This window comes from Arthrobacter sp. Y3221157, assembly GCF_059089865.1.
The window spans coordinates 20025-38140 of the sequence record NZ_JBNHFD010000030.1 but is presented as its reverse complement, the minus strand read 5'-3'; the positions used below and the strand labels follow the sequence as shown (position 1 = coordinate 38140).

The following is an 18116-nucleotide window of genomic DNA, read 5'->3' as shown; positions in this document are numbered from 1 at the left end:
GCCACCACGGTGGCGGCCCCACCTTCGCGGACTGCCTCGACGGCGGCCCGCATGGTGGCGCCGGTAGCCAGGCCGTCGTCCACCAGCACCACAGTCTTCCCGCGCAGGTCATGGCCGGTGCCGGGGTAGAGGTCCACGCGGCGAAGAAGTTCGGCGCGCTCGCGCTGCTCCACCTCATCAAGCCACTCGCGGCGCACCCCGTGCTCCAGGACGCGGTCGAGCAGGGGTTTGTTGAGGAGCCGGACAGTGCGGCCGCGTGCCCACGCCAGTGCTCCATAGGCGGTCTCCTCATGGCCGGGGATGCCCAGTTTCCGCACCAGCACCGTTCCCAGGGGAAGGTAGAGGGCCTTGGCCACCGCAGCGGCCACGGGGATACCGCCACGTGCCAGGCCCAGGACCAGGGTGTCCGGCCGCTCCCGGAACTGCGGAAGCACCGCGGCCAGGCGCTCGCCGGCCTCCATGCGGTCTTCGAAACGCGTTACCATCTGCTCCTCCAGGCTTGCCTGCACCTGGTTTCAGCCTACCGCCCGCCCCGGCGGCCCGCGCCCGGGCCATGCGGCGGGGACGCGGGACCTAGATGGCCAGGAACGCGATGGCGGCCTGCTTGAAGGCCCGGCTGGTGACGGCGTTGGTGTGGTTGCGTCCCGGCAGGACCAGCTGTTCGGCCATGGAACCGGCGCTTGCCGCCAGCTCAGCGAGTTTCGGAAGGCTGCCCACCCGTTCGTCCTGGTCGCCGGAGACCAGGAGCATCGGAACGTGCGGGACGGCCTCGGCGGGGTCGTAGGGTTCGGCCTTGATGGCCTCCACCAGGGACAGGAGGGCGAAGATGTTGTTGCTGGGCAGCAGCAGGGCCATCTTCAGGAGGCGTGCGGTGGACTCGTCAGCGATCGGGGTGCCGTCGGCCAGGTAGTCCTGCGCGGCCACCAGGTCGAACTCGGCCAGCGGATCGGCGGTGTTAGCTCCGCCAAGAACCAGGCGGTGGACGATCTCCGGCTGGGTGGCGCCGAACTCCCAGGCGAGCCGGGAACCCAGCGAATAGCCCACAACGTCGAGTCCGCTGGAAGGGTCATCCTCCTGCAGCGGCCGGACACCGGCGTCGAACGCTGTCTGGAGCAGGTCCGCCCGGATCCTGCTCGGGGAGTAGGAGTCGCGGTCCTCCGGGGCGCCGCTGCGGCCGTGCCCCGGCAGGTCCACGGTGATCACCCGGCGTCCGGCCTGCAGCAGGGCCTGCACCCAGCCCGTGTCCTCCCAGTTCAGCTTGGAGGAGGAGGAAAAGCCGTGCAGCAGCAGTACCGGCCGGAGCCCGGCATCCTCCGCCGGTTCGTGAACCCCCACGTACAGCTGGGGGTCCGTACCCTCGACGGTATGCGTTTGCTGTTGGCCGGTGTGCCTGCCGCTCATGCTGTCAGTCCTCATCAACTCATGCGTCCGGGCAGACCCGGCGCGACGGTGCCTGGCATCACTCTACCTGCCGTGCTGGTGCCCCGCGGCGCCGGAGGTCCGGCTTCCGAAGCGGGCTCCCAGTGCGCAGGCGAGGGCGATGCCGGCGATCAGGGCAAAGGTGCTGAAAAGCTGCACGCGGCTGGCGGCCGCGCTGAGACCGACCGCAAAGATCAGTCCCAGCAGGACCAGGCCAACGATGGTGAGGCCCGGGAAGCCTTTCATCCGCAGGGGGAGTGGAATGCCCTCCCGGTCCGCGCGCCGGCGCAGCACCAGCTGGGACACCAGTGCGCTGCCCCACACCACCAGGCAGGTGGATCCCACCAGCTGGAAGAGGGCTGGAAGGATGCGCTCCGGAAACAGCAGTTCCAGGACGGTGGCAATGAATCCGAAGGCAACGGAGAGCGCAACCGCCAGCATGGGGACGCTCTGCCCGGCCAGCCGGGACAGGAAAGCCGGCGCCTCCCCCCGCTCAGCCAGCGAGTAGACCATCCGCGACGCGCCGTACAGGTTGGCATTCAGCGCAGAGAGGAGTGCGACGACGGCCACCAGGGTTATGGCGGTGGCGGCACCCGGGATGCCGGCGACGCCGAGGACGCCGGCGAAAGGCGACGCCAGCCCGCCGGACGTGGCGGGAAGGACGGCCGCGATGACGAATACCGAGCCGATGTAGAACACCAGGATCCGCCACACCACGGTGCGGATGGCCTTTCCCACGCTGTGCTCGGGATCCTCCGTCTCCGCTGCCGCTACGGAAACGATCTCCGTTCCGCCGAAGGCGAAGATCACCACGAAGAGTGCCGAGGCGATGCCTCCCAGTCCTTGCGGGGCGAAGTCCGTGGTGAGGTTTGCCAGGCCCGGCGAGGCAACGTCCGGCAGGAGTCCCAGCAGAAGGGCTGCGCCCACTATCAGGAACAGGACGATCGCGGCCACCTTGAGGATGGCGAACCAGAATTCGAACTCCCCAAAGTTCCGGACCCCGGCCAGGTTGATGCCGGTGAACACCACCATGAACACGAGCGCGAGAGCCCACACCGGGATGGCGGGCCATACCGAAAACAGCAGCCCCGCGGCACCGAGTGCTTCGGCGGCGATAACCACCACCAGCTGCAGCCACCACAGCCACCCGATGGTGGCCCCCGCGGTCTTGCCCAGGGCCCTTTCGGCATAGACGGAGAAGGCCCCGCTGTTCGGGTTTGCCGCGGCCATCTCACCCAGTGCCCACATCACCAGGATGATGAGTGTCCCCGCCACAAGGTAGGAAACCAGCACCGCGGGGCCCGCCGCCTGGATGCCGGCGCCGGAACCGAGGAACAAGCCGGCGCCGATGGCGGATCCAAGCCCCATCATGGTGAGCTGTCGGGGCTTCATGCTGTGGCCGAGGTGGTGCTGCGGGCGCGCGGGGGCGTACTTCGTCGTCATGGAAGTGAACCTTCTTGGGGTTTTGGGTTTTCATCCTCTTGGGACCACTCGAATTTACCGCCTGGCGGGCGCCCTGCCGAACCGCCACGGCTGCGCTTATGGGCACATCCGGCCCGGGCCGGGTTTCCGCTGGGCCGGACACATTTCTGGTTTATGGCTTGCTGCGCTTAGAATCAGTTATGGTCATGTTGACCATAACTACTGTGACCGCGCAGCCGGGCCGGTATGAGTGAGGAGGTGGATGCGTGTACTACAGCTCAGCGAACGTTTCCGAGCGCCGTGCCGCGCCCCCTTCGCTTGCCATCTCCACGGTGATCTTCGCGTTGCGTCCCAGTGAAACGTCGGGCCGGCCCACCCTGTGGCTGCCGCTGGTGCGCCGCATCCGCGAACCCTTCAAGGGGCTGTGGGCCCTGCCGGGCGGACCGCTCAGCCATGAGGAGTCCCTCCAGGACGCCGCATCACGGAACCTTCGGGAAACGACCGGCCTGGCCCCCAACTACCTCGAGCAGCTGTACGCCTTCGGCGGCCTGCACCGGTCACCCACCCAGCGGGTGGTCTCCATCGTTTACTGGGCCCTGGTCCAGCCGACGGAGGCAGCGCTGGCTGACGTTTCAGAGAATGTGCGGTGGTTCCGGGCGGACCGGTTGGGAGACCTGGCGTTCGACCACAACGCGATCGTGGACTATGCACTCTGGCGCCTGCGGAACAAGCTGGCCTACGGCTCGGTGGCGTACCACCTCCTGGGCGAGTACTTCACGCTGGCCCAGGTCCGCGAGGTCTACGAAGCGGTCCTGGACCGCCAGCTGGATCCCGCCAACTTCCGGCGCCAGCTCAGGTCCACCCCGGAAATCGAAGAAACAGACCAGTTCCTCCAGGGCGGCAAACACCGCCCGCCCCGCCTCTACCGCTTTACCGGCCGGCCCGGCCTTGATCCAGACAACAGGAGCACACTATGAGCAGCGTCAACACAGCAATCCAGCTGATCACGCGTGAACAGGCCGAAAAGGGCGCAGCTGCCAAAGGCAGCACCTGCAGCCCCGCCCTCGCCAAGGGCCCATGGGATTACGATCTGGCAGAGGCGCTCGCCGGCATCCCCGCCTACGGTCCCGGAGCCTCCAGCGCCGACGTGGCCCCGGCGGCCACACCACGGCAGGGACAGCTGCCCGAGGAATACAAGCTGGCCAGCGACGCCGAGCTTGCCGAACGCATCACCGCCGCTAAAGCGGCACTGGGGGACCGGGCCGTCATCCTGGGGCACTTCTACCAGCGGGACGAGGTTGTCCAGTACGCGGACTTCGTGGGCGATTCCTTCCAGCTTGCCAACGCCGCCCTGACCAGGCCCGACGCAGAGGCGATCATCTTCTGCGGGGTCCACTTCATGGCCGAAACTGCGGACATCCTCTCCAAGCCCGACCAGGCCGTCATCCTGCCCAACCTTGCCGCCGGCTGCTCCATGGCGGACATGGCCGACGCCGATTCGGTGGCCGAGTGCTGGGAACAGCTGGAGGAAATCTTCGGCACCGAGCCCGACGCCGACGGCCGGGTTCCGGTCATTCCCGTCACGTACATGAATTCCTCGGCAGCCCTCAAGGCCTTTTGCGGCGAGCACGGGGGCATCGTGTGCACCTCGTCCAACGCAAAGACAGTCCTTGAATGGGCCTTCCAGCGGGCACAGCGCGTGCTGTTCTTCCCGGACCAGCACCTGGGCCGCAACACGGCCAAGGCGCTGGGCGTGCCGCTGGAGCAGATGCCCATGTGGAACCCGCGCAAGGAGCTCGGCGGCAACGTGGAGCAGGCGCTCCTGGATTCTCGGGTGATCCTGTGGCACGGGTTCTGCTCGGTACACAAGCGCTTCACTACCGCCCAGATCGACAAGGCACGGGCCGATTTCCCCGGCGTCCAGGTGATCGTCCACCCGGAATGCCCCATGGAAGTGGTGGACGCCGCGGATTCCGCCGGTTCGACGGACTTCATCAAGAAAGCCATCGCCGGCGCCACGGAGCCCACAACCTTCGCGATCGGCACCGAGATCAACATGGTGAACCGGCTGGCTGCAGAATATCCGCAGCACACCATCTTCTGCCTGGACCCCGTCATCTGTCCCTGCTCCACCATGTACCGGATCCACCCCGGCTACCTCGCCTGGGTGCTGGAGGAACTTGTTGCCGGCCGCGTGGTCAACAGGATCACCGTGGACGACGCCGTGCAGGCCAATGCCCGGACCGCCCTCGAGCGCATGCTCGCGGCCAGGCCATAGCGAAAGCCTCCCACCATGTTCGAACGAGGGACGGTCCCACCCGGGGCCAGCTCAGGAGCTTCCGCCCGGCGGCGGCTCATCGTCGTCGGAAGCGGCATCGCCGGCCTGTACGCCGCCCTGCTGGCGGCCGATGCCGGTGCCGATACCGTCCTGCTGACCAAGGGCCGGCTGGACGAGAGCAACACCTGGTACGCCCAGGGCGGGATTTCGGCCGTGCTTCAGGACCCCGCGGCCGGCGACACCGTGGCCGCGCATATTGCGGACACTCTGCGGGCCGGGGCGGGACATTGTGATGAAGGGGCCGTCCGGCTCATGTGCACCGAAGCACGGTTGGACATCGAGGGCCTCCGGCGCTTCGGCGTGCGCTTTGACATGGGGAACGACGGCGGCCCGGCCCTTGGCCTCGAAGCCGCGCACAGCGCGCCACGCATTCTCCACGCCGGCGGCGATGCCACCGGTGCCAGGGTCGCCGAAGCCCTGATCCGTTCCGTGCTTACAGCACAGGCGGAAGGAAGACTCAAGGTTCTGAGCCGGGCCTACGCAACCGCCCTCCTGCAGGACGGCGGCCGGGTCACCGGACTGGAGTACCTGCAGGACGGCCGTACCGCCAGCATCGAAGCGGATGCTGTTCTGCTGGCCACCGGTGGTGCCGGACAGCTGTTCGCCCAGACCACCAACCCGGGCGTTGCCACTGCCGACGGCCTGGCGCTCGCTGTCCGTGCCGGCGCAGCCACCGCAGACCTCGAATTCTTCCAGTTCCACCCGACCTGCATGGTGGACACGGCTGGCCGGCCTGCCGCCGCAGCCGGGCCCCTGCTGATCTCCGAAGCGGTCCGCGGAGAAGGTGCCATCCTGGTGGACTCCGGCGGGCGCCGCTTCATGCGTGCCTACCACCCCGACGCCGAACTCGCCCCGCGCGACGTCGTGTCGCGCAGCATCGCCCTCCACCTGGCCAAACTCGGAGATCCCAACGGCCACGTCTACCTCGACGCACGGGTAATCGAGCAGGCACGCGGCGCAGGGTTCCTCAAGCGCCGGTTCCCCACCCTCACCCGGAAGACCCGCGACGCCGGCATCGACTGGACCCGCGAACTTGTCCCCGTGGCACCGGCGGCGCACTACTGGATGGGCGGCGTCACCACTGATTACTCCGCACGCACCAGCATCCCCGGGCTCTACGCCGCCGGCGAAGTCGCCCGCACCGGTGTCCACGGGGCAAACCGTTTGGCCAGCAACTCGCTCCTCGAAGGACTCGTCTTCGGCCGCCGCGCTGTTGAGTCTTTCCTTGCCGGCTCCACTTTGGGGTCGCCTGACGGCGCCCCTCCGCATGCTAGCTCGGCCGCGGGCGGCCTCCCTTTGACGCATGCTTCCGGGGCACCATCAGGCGACCGCTCGAACGTCACCTTTCCTGGCGCCTCAGCAGGCGGCGCGGCCGCGGCCTCGCGGATTGGGAGCCTTGATGCTTCTTTTTCGCGGGAGGCTCTTCGGCGGGTGATGACTTCGCATGCTGGGGTTTTGCGGTCGGGGGAGCTGCTCGGTGAGGTTGCAGGCACCCTGGAGCGGTGGGCCGGCGTAGTTCCAACCCAAGGTCCTGCTCCTGCTCCTGCTCCTGCTCCCGGCGAGCTTGATGTTGTGGCTGCGTATGAGGACCGGAATCTGCTGTTGGCTGCCCGGCTGCTCGTTGCTGCCGCGCTGGAACGCTCCGAATCCCTTGGTGCCCATTACCGCAGCGACGAACCCGTCGAAACCATTTCACTTCGTCCGAAAGCGAGCCTTGTCCATGACTGAGCACTCCGTAATTGACCAGGCTGTCCGTCCCCGGACCGTGCCCGGCCTGACCCTTGCGGCAGGACCCGTCCGGGAAATCCTGGAACGTGCCTTCGCCGAGGACGCGCCCGCAGGGGACATCACTTCCCAGCTGCTGATCCCGGCCGCCGCCCGCGCCACGGCCGTGCTGAACGCCCGCGTGCCCGGCGTCCTGAGCGGGGCCACGGTCTTCCGTGATGCCATGCAGCTGGTGGATCCGGACATCAGCGTTGAATTGCTGGTGGCGGACGGGGAGGCGTTCGACGCCGGCACCCACCTCGCCCGCGTCAGCGGCCCCGCCAGGTCCGTGCTGCTCGCCGAGCGGGTTGCACTCAACCTGGTTCAGCGGATGTCCGCCATCGCCACCCGGACCGCCGAGTTCGTGCAGCTGACGGAAGGCACGCGGGCACGGATCACCGACACCCGCAAAACCACCCCCGGCCTGCGGATCCTGGAGCGCTTCGCCGTCCGCTGCGGGGGCGGGGCCAACCACCGGTACAGCCTCTCGGACGCCGTGCTGGCCAAGGACAACCACCTTGCAGTGATGACCGGCGGGGATCCCGCCAGGCTCACGGAACTGCTGCTCGAGGCCCGGGCGCACCTGGGGCACACCACGCACTTCGAAGTGGAAGTGGACCGGATGGACCAGATCGAACCGGTCCTGGCGGCAGGCGTGGACACCATCATGCTGGATAACTTCAGCATCGAAGAGCTGGCCGCAGGAGTTGCCCTGGTGGCAGGACGGGCCCGGGTGGAAGCGAGCGGGAACGTCAACATCCACACCGTCGCAGCGATCGCCGCCACCGGCGTGGACGTGATCTCCGTAGGCGCCCTGACCCACACAGTGGCAGCCCTTGACCTCGGCCTGGACGTGGAACTGACCGTCGGGTGAGCGCACTGTGATTTTCCTGGACGCCGCCGCCACGACCCCGGTCCGCCGTGAGGTCCTCGAGGCCATGTGGCCCTACCTCACCGGAGAATTCGGGAACCCCTCCAGCCACCACACGCTGGGGGAGTCCGCCGTGCGGGCACTCGCCGATGCCCGCGCCTCCGTGGCCGCCGCACTGGGCTGCCGGCCGGGCGAAGTGACGTTTACATCGGGAGGAACCGAAGCGGACAACCTGGCCGTAAAGGGCATCGCCCTGGCCCGGCAGGCCGTGGACCCTGCCTTGAACCGGGTGGTGATCAGCGCCGTCGAACACCCGGCCGTGGAGGAGTCCGCCCGCTACCTGGAACGCTTCCACGGCTTCAGCGTGGACGTGGTCCCGGTGGACAGCTCCGGGCAGGTGACTCCCGCGGCGCTCAAGGATGTCCTCCGGCCGGAAACGGCGCTGGTCAGCGTGATGTACGCCAACAATGAGGTGGGCACCGTCCAGCCGGTCGCGGAGCTGGCCGCCCTGGCCCGGGAGCGCGGAGTCCCCTTCCATACCGACGCAGTGCAGGCGGCGGGCTGGCTGCCCCTGGACACCAAGGCCCTCGGTGTGGACGCAATGAGCATTTCCGGGCACAAACTGGGGGCGCCCAAAGGCTGTGGCGTGCTGTACGTCCGGGGCCGGACAAGGGTGGAGCCCCTTATCCACGGGGGCGGGCAGGAACGCGGCCGGCGGTCCGGCACGGAGAACGTTGCCGGGGCCGTCGGCCTGGCCACGGCCCTGGCGCTCTCCCAGGCACGCCAGCAGGACCAGCAGGCAAGGGTCGCGGCGCTTCGGGACAACTTCATCAGGGCAGTGTTGTCCGCCGTCCCCGGGGCGGTCCTCACCGGTCATCCCGCGGACCGCCTCCCGTCCGTGGCGTCATTCTGCTTCCCGGGCACCAGCGGCGAGTCCGTGCTGCTGGAACTGGAGCGCCAAGGGGTGGTGTGCTCCAGCGGCTCGGCGTGTGCGGCCGGCTCGGATGCACCGTCGCCGGTGCTGACGGCACTGGGGATTCCCGCCGAGGTTGCCCAGACGGCGGTCCGGTTCAGCTTCGATGCGTCCGTCACCGCGGAGGACCTGGACGCTGCGGCCGCCGCTGTTGGTTCCGCCGTCACGAGCGTCAGGGCCCTGGGCGCGGGCTGACGGGGCTGCGCAACGGTTACTCAGCGGTGCTGCCCAACGCCGCTACCCAGCGGCGCAACGACGGCACGGCCCAATGGGCGTCAGTACAGCTCGCCCACGGGGATATCCACCGCCAGCCGGTTGGCCGGTCCCGCCAGGGGGCACGCCCACGCCTCGTTGTAGGCGCAGGACGGGTTGTAGGCAAAGTTGAAGTCCAGGACGAATGTGGCATCCGGGCCGGTGCCCTGGACGCCATGGAAGGCGCCCTTGATGGTGTCCAGGAGGTACCGTCCGCCGCCGTAGCTGCCGCCCGGCTGGCCGGCGGTCGCATCCCTGAACGGCACGAAGATGCCGCCGCCGTATCCCTGCAGCTTCCACACAGCCAGCTGCCCCATTTCCGGCAGGTCAAACGTGCCCAGCCGGATGAAGTGGACCACGCCGTCAGTACCGGTGTCCACTGCCATTTCCCGGCCTGCGCCCTCCTTGGTCAGCGGCACATGGAACCGGTAGATGGGGTCGTAGTCGGCCGTTTTGAGGCCGGAGAACAGCGCCTTGCCTTCGGCGGTGAGGGCCGAGGCCGGGTGCGTGGCAAACATGAGGTCCCGCTGGTGCCGCCAATAGGAGTGGGCTTCCGCCGGGTTTTCGGCGGAGATCTTCCGGACGTTTTCGTAAAGCGCAAAGGTCCGGAGCCGCCAGTCGGCGATGTCGACGGCGGAAATGTCCGCGGGGTTGTCTTCGGCCGTGCCGTGCTGTTCCGCCATAGTCCCCAGCCTAGTCCCCGTGACACGTATGCCGGTCCCGTCGCGACACGCCCGCCGGGTGCGCCCGGGCCTGCCGGTGGCGTCCCGGACAGTCGGGGCTAGGGGAAACACGCCCGCCGGCCGCCGTGCCGGGCAGGGAAGCGCCGCTAGGCTGGCTTCATGAGTGGCAAGGCACCGGTTCCAGTCCTGTCCGCGGTTTTCCTGCTGGCCGCCGCCCTGACCGTGCCTGGATGCTCAGGGCAGCAGGAAAGCGGTCCTGGCTGGACCGCGCAGCCTGACGCGACGCCACAGTCAACTGCCGGCCCAAGTGCCGGTTCCGGAGCGTCAACGGCACCTGCCACGGAAGGTGCTTCCGCCACGGCCACCCCGGGACCATCACCTGCCCCCACGGCCGCTGCCTGGAAGACGTTCTCCGATCCCGCAAGGACAGTAAGTTTCGAGCTGCCCCAGGACTGGATCGCCCAGTCCGTGACGCCGGACGAGGGGACGCTCCCCGGCGCGCTGAAGATCGAGGTCAAAAAGCCCGACGGCACGTTCATGGCGGCCTTGCGGACCGGACTGCCGCCGTCGGCCGATGACTGCCCCGAAAGCGCCCGCAAGCCGTACACCGTGATCAGCAGCCTGCCGGTGGACGTGGCGGCCGGGGGCGGCGAGGGGACCATTCCGCCACGAATGGTGTTCCGGGTAATCCAGGGGTACAGGTTCTTCGGGTCCTACGGCGTTACAAACGTGGTGGGCGGCGCCGGTAACCAGGCCTGCGAACTCCGGAACGTGGTCCGCGGACCAGCCGGCAAGGGGGACTGGTCCTTCGGCGACCTGGTGTCCCTGAAGGCGTTTGCGCCGGACCAGAAGGTGGCCCCCGCGAAGGCGTTCGACACACTTGGGCAGGCAGCGGAGTATGTGGAGGGAAGCACGGACTTTGCCAACGTGCAGCGGATGCTAATGTCTCTGGAGATCAAAAACTAGTCCCGCTGCCGGCTCCCACAGGTGCCGGAAGGGCGGCGGCTTTCCTTCCGACGCCGACACCCCCGGAGATTCATGGAACGCTCTGTTTCCGCACGCCTGGCCTTCCGCACCGCAGCCAACACCAAGGTGGCCATGGCCATCGCAGTGGCGCGGAACAGCGGCTATTCCTCGTTCGAGGAGTCCCTGTCCGTTAGGGCGGACGGCGAGGAGGTGGCGCTGACCGAGATCGGCGACCACCACGGCGGCAGGTTCCACTACATGGAGTTCAGCGAACCCTCCGACGTGACGGTGGAGTACGCGGCCACGGTAGCCGGCCGGGGGGAACCGGAGGACACCGCCCTCGCCGACCGCATCCGCTACGTCCGTCCCAGCCGGTACGCGGAGTCGGACCGGCTGCTGCCCACCGCCTACGCCGAATTCGACAGCGTCTCCGGCGCCGGCCTGCTGCAGGCGGTGCGCAACTGGGTCCACGGCGAACTCCGCTACCTGAGCGGCTCATCCCGCGGCACGGACGGCGCCGTGGAAACGCTCCTCAGCAGGCGCGGCGTGTGCCGGGACTTCGCGCACCTGGCCATCGCGCTGCTGCGGTCCAAGGATGTCCCGGCCCGCCTGGCGGCGGTCTACGCCCCCGGCCTCAGCCCCATGGACTTCCACGCCGTGGCCGAGGCCTACGTGGACGGCGCCTGGCACGTCATCGATCCCACGGGGCTGGCCCCGCGCGAGTCGATGCTGCGCATCACCGCCGGCAGGGACTCCTCCGATACCGCCTTCCTCTCGACGGTGGGCGGCAGCCTGGTCCTCAACCAGCTGAAGGTCACGGCCGTCGTTGACGGCGACCTGCCCGTTGAGGACGCCGGCCGGCTGGTGCAGCTGGGCTAGCGTTTTCCCAGGGAATCCCGGAGTTTGTCCGTCAACCGCCGGAGTTCCTTCTGCTCCGCCGGAGTCAGGGCCGGGCCCACCAGCGCCGAAATGTCGCGCACGTGCTCGCGGCCAATCTCCTTCTGGAGTTCCCGGCCTTCGTCGGTGAGCTGGATTAGGATGCCGCGGCCGTCCTCCGGTGCGGGCATCCGTGCCACCAGCCCGCGCTTCTCCAGCCGCTCCACCAGCCGGCTCAGGCTGGACTGGCTCAACAGGACGTTGTCGTTGAGCTCGTTGAGCCGCAGCCAGCCGGAGGGGCAGCGGGACAGCGTGAACAGGACGTCGTACTCGTTCACCGCGAGCTTCCGGAAGGCCGGGCCCGACTGCAGCTTGCGCATCATAGCCACCTGGGCCCGGAACAGCGACTCCCAGGTCTCCGCCGCGAGACGGACGGGCGATTCCGGTCCTCCGGCAGCCATTACGCCTCCGCCGGGGTCTTTGCGGCGTCCTGGGCAGCCAGCAGCGTGGCGACCCGGCCTGCGTGGGTGGGCGGCTCCGGAACATGGGCGGGTTTGCGCGCGGCGTACTCCTTGCGCAGCACGGGAAGGACTTCCTCGCCGAACAGGTCCAGCTGCTCCAGGACCGTCTTCAGCGGAAGGCCGGCGTGGTCAATCAGGAACAGCTGCCGCTGGTAGTCGCCGAAGTGCTCGCGGAAGGTCAGGGTCTTTTCAATGACTTCCTGCGGGCTGCCCACCGTGAGGGGCGTCTGCGCGGTGAAATCCTCCAGCGACGGCCCGTGCCCGTAAACGGGGGCGTTGTCGAAGTAGGGCCGGAATTCCTTGACCGCGTCCTGTGAGTTCTTCCGCATGAAGAACTGGCCGCCCAGGCCGACGATCGCCTGGTCCGCCTTGCCGTGCCCGTAGTGCTCGTAGCGCTCGCGGTAAAGGGCGATCAGCTGCTGGTAGTGCTCCTTGGGCCAGAAGATGTTGTTGGCGAAGAAGCCGTCACCGTAGTACGCAGCCACTTCGGCGATCTGCGGCGTCCGGATGGACCCGTGCCAGACGAAGGGGGCGACGCCGTCGAGCGGGCGGGGCGTGGAGGTGAAGTTCTGCAGCGGGGTGCGGAACTTTCCGGACCAGTTTACGGTGTCCTCGTCCCAGAGCCGGCGCAGCAGGCTGTAGTTCTCGATGGCCAGCTCCACGCCGTCCTGGATGTTCTTGCCGAACCAGGGGTACACCGGGGCAGTGTTGCCGCGGCCCAGGACCAGGTCCACGCGCCCGTCGGCAAGGTGCTGGAGCATCGCGAAGTCCTCGGCGATCTTCACGGGATCGTTCGTGGTGATCAGCGTGGTGGCCGTTGACAGGATGATCCGCTCGGTCTGCGCCGCGATGTAGGCGAGCGTTGTGGTGGGGGAGGAAGAGAAGAACGGACGGTTGTGGTGCTCGCCCAGGGCGTACACGTCCATCCCGATCTCTTCGACCTTCTTGGCGATGGCAACCGAGGCCTTGATCCGCTCGTTCTCGGTGGGAGTGCGGCCCGTGGTGGGGTCCGTGGTGATATCGCTGACGCTGAAGACGCCGATCTGCATGATGTGCCCTTTCCTGAGTTGCGAGCTTGGTTCAAGTGTAAACCAATTTAGATGCATTTGCATCTATCGCCGGATACAACGCCGCCGGGCGGCGAATATTCCCTGTTCTACTCCGGGCTTCCCTGGGCGGCACGGCGGCCGCTGACCTTCGGCACCATTCCCGTGGTCCAGTCGTCGAATTCATCATCCACGTCGGCCGCCTGGGCAAACTCGGGGCGCTCCTGGAGCTCGCGGAGCAGCGCCTTCTTCTCGCGCCGGCCCTCCACCAGCCGGTACAGCACCGGGACCAGGACGAGCGTCAGGGCAGTGGACGAGACAAGTCCGCCGATCACCACCACGGCCAGCGGCTGCGAAATGAAGCCCCCGCCGCCCGTCAGGCCCATCGCCATGGGGGTGAGGGCGAAGACCGTTGCCAGCGCCGTCATGAGGATGGGCCGAAGCCGCTGGCGGGCACCGTGCGTGATGGCGTCCGCAACGTTCATCCCCGGCCGTCCGTCACGCGGCTGCCGGTACTGGTTGATGAGGTCGATCAGCACGATGGCGTTGGTGACCACAATGCCCACCAGCATGAGCATGCCAATCAGGGACGGCAGGCCAAGCGGGACGCCTGTAACCAGCAGCAGGGCCACGGCCCCGGTGGCCGCGAACGGCACGGAGACCAGCAGGATCAGCGGCTGGACCAGGGACTTGAAGGTGGCCACCATGATCACGTACACGATGGCGATGGCCGCCAGCAGGGCCAGGCCGAGCTGCCGGAACGATTCCGCCTGCTGCGTGGTTGCGCCGCCGATTTCGGCGGTCACCCCGGGCGGGAGCTGCACATCGGCCAGGCGCTTCTGGACTTCGGCGCTGACCGCGCCAAGATTGGAGCCCGACGGCGTGACGGACACCCGTGCGGTCCGCTGCCCGTTGCTGGCCGTGATGGAGACCGGAACGTCCACCTGTTCCACTGACGCGATGCTGCCCAGGGTCACCGGGCCGGCGGCTGCGGGCAGCGGGATGTTCCGGACGGCGTCGATGCTGGTGAACCGGGTTCCCTTGCCGATCTGCACGGGGAAGTCGTCGGTCTCGATCCGGACTTCGCCTGCCGGGATGGGGCTGATAGTGGACGCAAGGACCCCGGCAACCTGTTCTTCGTTGAGGCCCGCTGCCACCGCCCTGGCCCTGTCCACCTTCACCTGCACCACGGGCTGGGTGGCTGCCAGGTTGGTTTCCACCTCGCTGCTGCCCGGGACACCGGCCATGGCCGCAACCATCGTGTCGCTGGCTTCCTGCAGGTCGGCCGTGCTGGCTGCCTTGAGGGTGATGTCCACCGTGGAGGACGTGCCGAAGCCGCCCTGCTGCGTCCCCACGGATACCTTGCCCGAATCCGGCACCTTGGCCAGTTCGGAGCGCACAGTGTCCTGCAGCTCCACCTGGTCCGCCTTTTCATCGGTGACCACAGTGAATGTCGAATTCGAGGAGCCGGTGGAGACCAGGGCGGCGAACCCGGCCTGCGCGTTGCCGGACGTCACCTGGACGTCTTTGATGCCGTCGATGCCGCGCAGTACCGCCTCCAGCCGGACGGCCGCCGCACTGGTGTCCGCCAGGCTGGTTCCGGCTGGGAGCACCTGGCGCACGGTCATGCTGTTCTGGCCGGAGTTGCCGAGGAGGTTGGTGGCCAGCAGGGGAGCCATGGCAGCGGTTGCGCCCAGTACCAGTGCCGCGGCCACCAGGGTGATGACGGGGTGCTTCTGGGTGGAGGTGAGGATGGGCAGGTAGCCCCGCTGCAGCCGGCTGCGCTGCTCGGCTTCCTGTGCCTTCGCCCGCGCCTCGGCGGCGAATGCACGGGCCGCGCCAGAATCGGCCTGCAGGCCGGGCGCTGCGCCCTTGTTCCGGAGGAACCAGTAGGCCAGGACCGGAACGATGGTCAGTGAGACCAGCAGGGAGGCCAGCAGTGCCATGGTGACAGTCAGGGCGAAGGGCCGGAACAGCTCGCCGGCCAGTTCGCCCACGAAGGCAATGGGGAGGAACACGGCCACCGTGGTCAGGGTGGAGGCGGTGATGGCGCCGGCAACCTCCCGGATGGCGGTGAGGATGGCGGTGACCTTCTCCTCCCCGTAGGTGAGGTGCCGCTTGATGTTTTCGATGACAACGATCGAGTCGTCCACCACCCGGCCGATGGCGATGGTCAGCGCGCCGAGTGTCAGGATGTTCAGCGAGTATTTGGTGGCGGAAAGCCCGATAAAGGTGATCAGCAGGGACAGGGGGATGGAAACCGCGGTCACCAGGGTGGAACGGGCGGACATCAGGAAGACCAGGATGATGGCCACGGCGAAGCCCAGTCCCAGCAGGCCTTCGGTGGTCAGGTCCTTGATGGACTTTTCGATGAAGGGTGCCTGGTCGAAGACCGGCGTGAACTTCGCGCCTGATCCCAGCTCGGTCTCCAGGTCGCCCAGCATGTCCCGCACCGCGTCGGAGATGGCCACGGTGTCACCCTCGGGCTTCTTGGTGACGGACACCGCAAGGGTTTCCTCCCCGTTGGTACGGGTGATGGACGTGCGTTCGTCGTCCTGCAGCGACACATCTGCCACGCTGCCAACGGTTGCGGAGTTCCTGGCCCCGGAAAGCGGCAGGGCCTTGATGGCATCGAGCGAGTCCACGGGGCTGCCGATCTGCAGCGACAGCGTCTTGCCCTGTTCCTCCAGGGTTCCGGCCGGCACCAGTGCGCCATTGTTTGCCAGCGCGTCCCTGATGGAGGTGATGCTGGCCCCCGCGGCGGCCATGGCCTCGGGGCGCGGAAGGATCTCGATGTGTTGGGTGGCGCCGCCCGTGACGTCGGCTCCCCGGACGCCGTCGATCTTCTGCAGCCTCGGCACGCTCAGCCGCTGAAGGTCGGCGTTGAGCTCGCTGAGCGGTTTGTCCGAGGATACGGCCAGGAAAACGATGGGGAAGTCGCTGATGCTGCCGGCGATGGCCTGCGGCTGGACATCCTCCGGCAGCGTCCTCTTGGCGTTGGAGATTGCGCGGTCGATCTGGGCGCGGGCGCGGTCCAGGTTGGAGCCATAGGTGAAAAGCAGGGTGATCTGCGAAACCCCATTCCGGGATGTGGAGGACGTGGACTCCAGCCCCTCCACCCCGTTGAGCGCCGTCTCCAGCGGCCCGCTCACCTGTTTGTCCACAACCTCCGGAGAGGCTCCGGGCATGGCCGTGAGTACCGTGATCTGCGGGAACTCAATGGAAGGAATGAGCTCCTGCTTCAGGGACGCCAGGGTGATCACGCCGAAGACGGACGCGAAGACGGTGATCAGTGCGATCAGCGCCCGGTTCGCCAGGGAGAGGTGGGCCAGACGGAACATCGCATGAACTCCTGGAGGGTAGGGGAACTGGGACGTCCCCGCTGGTGCCGGCCGGTGGCCGAAGCCGGGTCAGCGGCCGGCGGTAACGCTCTCCAGCTGCAGTGACTTGGCGGTCGCCTGCTCCAGCTCCACGGCGAGGTCCGGATTCTCATCCAGCTTCACCCCGTAGCCGGGCATCATGTCCTTGAGCTTCGACTGCCAGCCCTTGAAGTTCTTCGGGAACGTCTTCTGCAGCAGCTCGATCATGATGGGAACAGCGGTCGAAGCTCCGGGGGACGCGCCCAGGAGCGCGCCGATGGAGCCGTCACGGCCGGCGATCACTTCAGTGCCGAATTGCAGGACACCGCCCTTGTTCGGGTCTTTCTTGATGATTTGTACACGCTGGCCGGCCGTGATCAGTTCCCAGTCGCCATCCTTGGCCTCGGGGTAGTACTCGCGCAGCGCCTCGACCTTGTCCCCGTGCCGCTTGGCCACTTCCTTGATCAGGTAGGCGGTGAGGTCCATGTTGTCCTTGGCCACGGCAAGCATGGGAATGATGTTGGACGGGCGGATGGACAGCGGCAGGTCCAGGTAGGAGCCGTTCTTGAGGAAGTTGGTGGAGAATCCGGCGTAGGGGCCGAACAGCAGTGAACGCTTGCCGTCCACGTACCGGGTGTCCAGGTGCGGGACGGACATGGGCGGGGCACCCACGGACGCCTGGCCGTACACCTTGGCGCTGTGCTGGGCCGCGATGGTCTCGTCCGTGCAGCGGAAGAACTGGCCGGACACGGGGAAGCCGCCGTAGCCCTTGCTCTCCGGGATGCCGGAAGCCTGGAGCAGGTGGAGGGCGCCGCCGCCGGCGCCGACAAAGACGAACTTGGCATGGATCTTGCCGTGCTCTCCGGACTTCGGGTACTTCAGCGAGAGGTCCCAGCCGCCGCCGGACGCGCGGGAAATGCCCGTGACGTCATGGCCGTAGTTGATTTCGACGCCGTTGTTCCCCAGGTACGTGGTCAGTTCCCGGGTCAGTGCGCCGAAGTCCACGTCGGTACCTTCGGCGGCACGCGTGGCGGCAACGCGCTGCTTCGGGTCGCGTCCCTTGACGATCAGCGGAGCCCACTTGGCGATCTGGGCCTGGTCCTCCGAGTACTCCATGCTCCGGAACAGGGCGTGCGGCTTCAATGCCTCATACCGGGTCTTCAGGAAGCGGGTGTGGTCCTCGCCGATCACGAAGCTCATGTGCGGGACGGTGTTGATGAAGCCCTTGGGCGAACCGATGAGGTTCCTATCCACCAGGTGGGACCAGAACTGCCGGGAGAGCTGGAACTGTTCGTTGATGAGCAGTGCCTTGGCGGGGTTTACTGAGCCGTCTTTGGCCGCAGGGGAGTAGTTGAGCTCGCAGAGGGCGGCATGGCCGGTACCTGCGTTGTTCCACGGGCCTGAGCTTTCCAGCCCGGGCTGGTCCAGCCGCTCGAACAGGGAGATGGTCCAGTTCGGCTCCAGCTGCTTGAGAAATGCCCCCAGCGTGGCGCTCATGATGCCGCCGCCAATCAGGACGACGTCGGCATGCGGGGTCTTGGAAATGAAGGTCACGATCAGTCTCCGATTGCAGCGGCTCTGGCTGTCACAGAATATCCCCGGGCAGCCGACATACTGAAATTGGAT

15 protein-coding genes are annotated in these 18116 nt (G+C 67.5%); 7 read left to right on the top strand and 8 right to left on the bottom strand.

Features of this window, described 5'->3' with window-relative positions:
• The 3 genes from AC5RTT_RS10155 to AC5RTT_RS10145 form a co-directional block, all read right to left on the bottom strand.
• A partial coding sequence (locus AC5RTT_RS10155) for a phosphoribosyltransferase (RefSeq protein ID WP_494145083.1) occupies window positions 1–485 on the bottom strand: 485 nt, incomplete at its 3' end.
• An 88-nt stretch (window positions 486–573) separates the two neighbouring features.
• The gene (locus tag AC5RTT_RS10150) at window positions 574–1401 is read right to left on the bottom strand and encodes an alpha/beta fold hydrolase (protein WP_494145082.1); all 828 of its coding nucleotides are present in this window, start codon (window positions 1399–1401) and stop codon (window positions 574–576) included.
• Between the two features lie 63 nt (window positions 1402–1464).
• Window positions 1465–2862, bottom strand: coding sequence for an amino acid permease (locus AC5RTT_RS10145; protein WP_494145081.1), 1398 nt, complete (start codon window positions 2860–2862; stop codon window positions 1465–1467).
• 245 nt (window positions 2863–3107) lie between these two features.
• On the opposite strand from AC5RTT_RS10145, the gene AC5RTT_RS10140 reads away from it, so the two are divergent.
• The 5 genes from AC5RTT_RS10140 to AC5RTT_RS10120 are packed head-to-tail and all read left to right on the top strand — an operon-like array spanning window position 3108 to window position 8982.
• Window positions 3108–3818, top strand: a complete 711-nt coding sequence (locus AC5RTT_RS10140; RefSeq protein ID WP_494145080.1) for an NUDIX hydrolase — start codon at window positions 3108–3110, stop codon at window positions 3816–3818.
• Window positions 3815–5119, top strand: coding sequence for a quinolinate synthase NadA (gene nadA, locus AC5RTT_RS10135; protein WP_494050723.1), 1305 nt, complete (start codon window positions 3815–3817; stop codon window positions 5117–5119). The genes AC5RTT_RS10140 and nadA overlap by 4 nt, the downstream gene beginning before the upstream one ends.
• Before the next feature lie 15 nt (window positions 5120–5134).
• On the top strand, window positions 5135–6907 hold the full coding sequence (gene nadB / locus AC5RTT_RS10130; protein WP_494145079.1) for an L-aspartate oxidase: 1773 nt from the start codon (window positions 5135–5137) through the stop codon (window positions 6905–6907).
• Window positions 6900–7817 (top strand): carboxylating nicotinate-nucleotide diphosphorylase, encoded by a 918-nt coding sequence (nadC, locus tag AC5RTT_RS10125; protein ID WP_494145078.1) that lies wholly within the window; start codon window positions 6900–6902, stop codon window positions 7815–7817. The genes nadB and nadC overlap by 8 nt, the downstream gene beginning before the upstream one ends.
• 7 nt (window positions 7818–7824) lie before the next feature.
• Entirely contained in the window at window positions 7825–8982 is a 1158-nt protein-coding gene (locus AC5RTT_RS10120; RefSeq protein WP_494145077.1) for a cysteine desulfurase family protein, read from the top strand.
• Window positions 8983–9062: 80 nt separating this feature from the next.
• Here AC5RTT_RS10120 and AC5RTT_RS10115 read toward each other — a convergent pair whose 3' ends face one another.
• Window positions 9063–9722 carry a DUF1684 domain-containing protein gene (locus AC5RTT_RS10115; RefSeq protein WP_494145076.1) on the bottom strand — a complete coding sequence of 220 codons (660 nt, stop codon included), beginning with the start codon at window positions 9720–9722 and terminating at the stop codon, window positions 9063–9065.
• A gap of 159 nt (window positions 9723–9881) precedes the next feature.
• On the opposite strand from AC5RTT_RS10115, the gene AC5RTT_RS10110 reads away from it, so the two are divergent.
• Window positions 9882–10688 (top strand): hypothetical protein, encoded by an 807-nt coding sequence (locus tag AC5RTT_RS10110; RefSeq protein ID WP_494145075.1) that lies wholly within the window; start codon window positions 9882–9884, stop codon window positions 10686–10688.
• A gap of 72 nt (window positions 10689–10760) precedes the next feature.
• A complete protein-coding gene (locus AC5RTT_RS10105) occupies window positions 10761–11567 on the top strand; it encodes a transglutaminase-like domain-containing protein (protein WP_494145074.1) in 807 nt (268 codons plus the stop codon).
• On the opposite strand, the gene AC5RTT_RS10100 is transcribed toward AC5RTT_RS10105, so the two are convergent.
• From AC5RTT_RS10100 to AC5RTT_RS10085, 4 genes are all read right to left on the bottom strand, one after another.
• Entirely contained in the window at window positions 11564–12025 is a 462-nt protein-coding gene (locus AC5RTT_RS10100; protein ID WP_494145073.1) for a MarR family winged helix-turn-helix transcriptional regulator, read from the bottom strand. The two genes, AC5RTT_RS10105 and AC5RTT_RS10100, sit on opposite strands and share 4 nt — an antisense overlap.
• Entirely contained in the window at window positions 12025–13134 is a 1110-nt protein-coding gene (locus tag AC5RTT_RS10095; protein WP_494145072.1) for an LLM class flavin-dependent oxidoreductase, read from the bottom strand. Before AC5RTT_RS10095 ends, AC5RTT_RS10100 begins: the two co-directional genes overlap by 1 nt.
• Before the next feature lie 107 nt (window positions 13135–13241).
• Window positions 13242–16472, bottom strand: coding sequence for an efflux RND transporter permease subunit (locus tag AC5RTT_RS10090; RefSeq protein WP_494145071.1), 3231 nt, complete (start codon window positions 16470–16472; stop codon window positions 13242–13244).
• Between the two features lie 69 nt (window positions 16473–16541).
• The gene (locus AC5RTT_RS10085) at window positions 16542–18044 is read right to left on the bottom strand and encodes a malate:quinone oxidoreductase (protein WP_494008594.1); all 1503 of its coding nucleotides are present in this window, start codon (window positions 18042–18044) and stop codon (window positions 16542–16544) included.
• Window positions 18045–18116 lie beyond the last annotated feature (72 nt).

What these genes read in the sequence shown, in the direction of transcription:
- nadA (WP_494050723.1), top strand. Translation starts at nt 3,815, where the DNA reads ATGAGCAGCGTCAACACAGCAATCCAGCTGATCACGCGTGAACAGGCC.
- AC5RTT_RS10095 (WP_494145072.1), bottom strand. Translation starts at nt 13,134, where the DNA reads ATGCAGATCGGCGTCTTCAGCGTCAGCGATATCACCACGGACCCCACC.
- AC5RTT_RS10110 (WP_494145075.1), top strand. Translation starts at nt 9,882, where the DNA reads ATGAGTGGCAAGGCACCGGTTCCAGTCCTGTCCGCGGTTTTCCTGCTG.
- AC5RTT_RS10105 (WP_494145074.1), top strand. Translation starts at nt 10,761, where the DNA reads ATGGAACGCTCTGTTTCCGCACGCCTGGCCTTCCGCACCGCAGCCAAC.
- AC5RTT_RS10145 (WP_494145081.1), bottom strand. Translation starts at nt 2,862, where the DNA reads ATGACGACGAAGTACGCCCCCGCGCGCCCGCAGCACCACCTCGGCCAC.
- AC5RTT_RS10150 (WP_494145082.1), bottom strand. Translation starts at nt 1,401, where the DNA reads ATGAGCGGCAGGCACACCGGCCAACAGCAAACGCATACCGTCGAGGGT.
- AC5RTT_RS10115 (WP_494145076.1), bottom strand. Translation starts at nt 9,722, where the DNA reads ATGGCGGAACAGCACGGCACGGCCGAAGACAACCCCGCGGACATTTCC.
- nadC (WP_494145078.1), top strand. Translation starts at nt 6,900, where the DNA reads ATGACTGAGCACTCCGTAATTGACCAGGCTGTCCGTCCCCGGACCGTG.
- nadB (WP_494145079.1), top strand. Translation starts at nt 5,135, where the DNA reads ATGTTCGAACGAGGGACGGTCCCACCCGGGGCCAGCTCAGGAGCTTCC.
- AC5RTT_RS10090 (WP_494145071.1), bottom strand. Translation starts at nt 16,472, where the DNA reads ATGTTCCGTCTGGCCCACCTCTCCCTGGCGAACCGGGCGCTGATCGCA.
- AC5RTT_RS10100 (WP_494145073.1), bottom strand. Translation starts at nt 12,025, where the DNA reads ATGGCTGCCGGAGGACCGGAATCGCCCGTCCGTCTCGCGGCGGAGACC.